2 protein-coding genes are annotated in these 3,543 nt (G+C 44.6%); both read left to right on the top strand.

The genetic code is table 11. The annotated features are described in order from the left end of the window. Nucleotides 1-94 precede the first annotated feature (94 nt). Nucleotides 95-1,465, top strand: coding sequence for an MBL fold metallo-hydrolase (locus tag AB4232_RS22430; RefSeq protein ID WP_371995826.1), 1,371 nt, complete (start codon nt 95-97; stop codon nt 1,463-1,465). Between the two features lie 471 nt (nt 1,466-1,936). Beyond that, nucleotides 1,937-3,484 (top strand): sodium:alanine symporter family protein, encoded by a 1,548-nt coding sequence (locus AB4232_RS22425; protein ID WP_009848307.1) that lies wholly within the window; start codon nt 1,937-1,939, stop codon nt 3,482-3,484. Nucleotides 3,485-3,543: the final 59 nt, after the last annotated feature.

Raw genomic sequence — 3,543 nt, 5'->3', positions numbered from 1 at the left:
ATCGCAACTCTCATTGTTCTTGTTTTACTTGCTGGCGCTTATCCGCAAAATAAAAACAGGCGTTAATGGCTTTATAGAGCAATGGGAGTAAACGATGAAAGTGATTCACCATGGCGGCAAACATACCGTCACAGGATCTTGTCACGAGCTAAGAGATTCAGGCCAAGCGGTGCTCATCGATTGTGGCTTGTTTCAAGGTTTAGATCTTCAAGGTAAAAAGCTTCAAGGTGAAGACACTCGCCCTCTCGATATTGAGTTTGAAACTTCCCACCTCAATGCTCTTCTGCTGACCCACACTCACATTGATCATATTGGTCGATTACCTTGGTTACTCGCCAGTAGCTTTAACCAACCAATTTATTGTACTCAGGCGACAGCTGAACTCGCCCCTTTAATGATTGAAGACGGCCTAAAACTGCAAGGGCTCAGTCATAAACAATCCAAACTCATCCTTAAAAAAATTCATTCGTTGATTGCTCCTAAGCCTTATGGGGAATGGTTTCCAATTGTCTCTAAACAGCAAAACGACGGAAAGGATCACCATAGGCCAAATACTCTGCATGCTCGTTTTCAACCTGCAGGGCATATCTTAGGTTCGGCCTATATAGAGATTAAGTTACCCAACCAAGAAGTAGTGGTCTTTTCAGGCGACTTGGGCCCTAGTAACACGCCACTGCTGCCGGATCCTAAACCACCACAACAAGCCGACTATCTGTTTATTGAGTCGACTTACGGCACTAGCACGCACGACGATATTGCTTCACGCTCTGAACGCCTCAAAGCAATCATTGATCGTTCGTTACTTGATGGCGGCGTTATTCTAATTCCGGCTTTTAGCATCGGTCGAACACAGGAACTGCTATTTGATATCGAACAGCTGATCTTTGAGCATCAACTCAGCAGCGATATTCCTATCATCCTCGATTCGCCTATGGCAGAAAAGGTGACGCGATCCTACCGACGCTTTAAAGAGTTATGGGGGCAAGAAGCAAAGCAACGTCTTGAACTGAAACGTCACCCACTCGCTTTTGAGCAGTGCATTACGGTTGATGGACATAGAATGCACAAGAAAATCGTTAATCGCCTTAAGTCGACAGGTGAACCCGCGATTGTGGTCGCAGCTTCTGGAATGTGTCAGGGCGGCAGGATAATGAACTACTTATCCGCTTTGCTTCCCGATCAACGGACGGATGTGATTTTAGCGGGCTATCAAGCACACGGAACGCTCGGACGAGAGCTGCAACAAGGCGAAATGCAAGTTTCTATTGATAACAAAGACGTTGAGGTTAATGCTCAAATTCATGGCATGTCTGGCTATTCTGCTCATGCCGATAAAGAGGATCTCAATCGATTTATAGAGGGCATCGCGACTCCACCAAAAGAGGTGCATTTGATTCACGGTGAGCCAAATACTCAGTCTGAGTTCGCTAAAGAATTACAGGCGCGAGGGTTTGTGGTTGTTTGAAACAGGCATCAAACTAGCTACTCTCACTCAGTAAACATGAAGGTCAGAATTATCGAGCCTTCAAAGGCACAGTTTCTTAGGCCTGCGAGATCACTCGATGCAGGTGATATATTCCAATCAAATCCATCTCACCACTCCTATATCAGCCGTTCATGCTAAGAAATTTTCACCGCTGTTTTACGCAATTTCGTATCTTGTGCACACCTACCCTTCTTCTGCGCACCTCCCCACCCTTTTGTATTAATCACTATTTATTCACTTTGCAAAACACCAGCCGCAACAACCTGTTGCATAACAAGTTAAATGGAACGATTATCGAATTAGCACTAAGCATTAACAAACACCCTCTATAACTTGCTTTATGTCACAGTAATCTCAATGCGCAGTTAAATAATTTAACACTCGGGTTACAAGTGAAGTATTGTGTTGTTCGAAAAACAATCATAAGCAAAACTAACAGGGAAAATACTCATGCAGTCGTTCGTTGATTTTTTGAATGGAATAATCTGGAGCCCAGTACTTATCTACCTATGTTTAGGTGCAGGTTTGTTCTACTCCATCATGACTCGATTTGTTCAAATCCGTCACTTCTTTGAAATGTGGCGCTTGCTACTTTCGGGTAAAAGCTCATCAAAAGGCATCTCGTCTTTCCAAGCTCTTGCCGTTTCGCTATCTGGCCGTGTAGGTACAGGTAACATTGCAGGTGTTGCTGCCGCTATCGGTTTCGGTGGCCCAGGTGCCGTATTCTGGATGTGGGTGGTAGCTTTCTTTGGCGCGGCGACTGCTTACGCAGAATCTACGCTGGCGCAAATCTATAAAGAAGAAGATGAAGGCCAGTTCCGTGGTGGTCCGGCTTACTACATTGAAAAAGCAATGGGTCAGAAGTGGTACGCATGGATCTTCGCTATCGCGACTATTTTTGCATGTGGCATTTTGCTTCCAGGTGTACAGTCAAACAGTATAGGTAATGCTGTAGAAGCTGCATTTGGCTCAGGTGATATGATTGAAACAGCTATCGGTACATTCAGTTTCGCTAAAATTTTCACTGGTACTGTTGTTGCTATCATCCTTGCTTTCATCATCTTTGGTGGTGTTAAACGTATCGCGAACTTCACACAAATTGTCGTTCCATTCATGGCGTTGGCTTACATCATCATCGCATTCGTTATCATCCTACTAAACATCAGCCAAGTTCCTGTTGTTTTCGGAATGATTCTGGGTGATGCATTCACTCCTATGGCAGGCTTTGGTGCTGCAATCGGTTGGGGTGTTAAACGTGGTGTTTACTCAAACGAAGCAGGTCAAGGTACTGGTCCTCACGCGGCAGCTGCGGCAAGTGTTGATCACCCAGCTCAGCAAGGTTTGGTTCAAGCGTTCTCTATCTACATTGATACTCTTCTAGTATGTTCTGCTACAGCGTTCATGATCATCATCACTGGTGCCTACAACGTTCACGGCGGCGCTGAAGGTGTATTCCTTGTTCAGAACCTAGCAGCAAACATCGGTGCGAATGGTCCCGTATTTACACAGCTTGCTATTGAAAGTGCACTGCCAGGCATTGGCAAGCCATTCATCGCATTTGCTCTGTTCTTCTTCGCATTTACAACGATTCTTGCTTACTACTACATCGCAGAAACGAATATTGCTTACCTACGTCGTACCATCAAGATCCCTGGCATGATGTTCGTACTTAAGCTTGTTCTTATTAGTGCCGTTTTCTATGGCACCGTTAAAACAGCAAACCTTGCATGGGCAATGGGTGATGTGGGTGTTGGTTTGATGGCATGGTTAAACATCGTTGGTATTCTGATCATCTTCTTCATGTCTAAGCCTGCGCTTAAGGCTTTAGCAGACTACGAAGAACAACAGAAACAAGGTGTGACTGAGTACACATTCAACCCTGTAAAACTAGGCATTAAAGGTGCAACTTACTGGGAAGAGAAGTACAAGCGTAAAACAGGTAAGTCTCCTGAATCTGAAGTTGCAGACAGTAAACCTGTAGAGCAACCTTCAGCTTAAGCTTACCTTAGCAAATAGATCGCTTTAACTCGCGCTATTAATAACACATAAAAAAGGGG

Origin of the sequence: Vibrio sp. 10N.286.46.A8 (assembly GCF_041470165.1) — a bacterium.
Classification (GTDB): domain Bacteria; phylum Pseudomonadota; class Gammaproteobacteria; order Enterobacterales; family Vibrionaceae; genus Vibrio; species Vibrio tasmaniensis_A.
The sequence above is the reverse complement of the archived record's forward strand: the minus strand, read 5'-3'. Positions and strand labels throughout refer to the sequence as shown.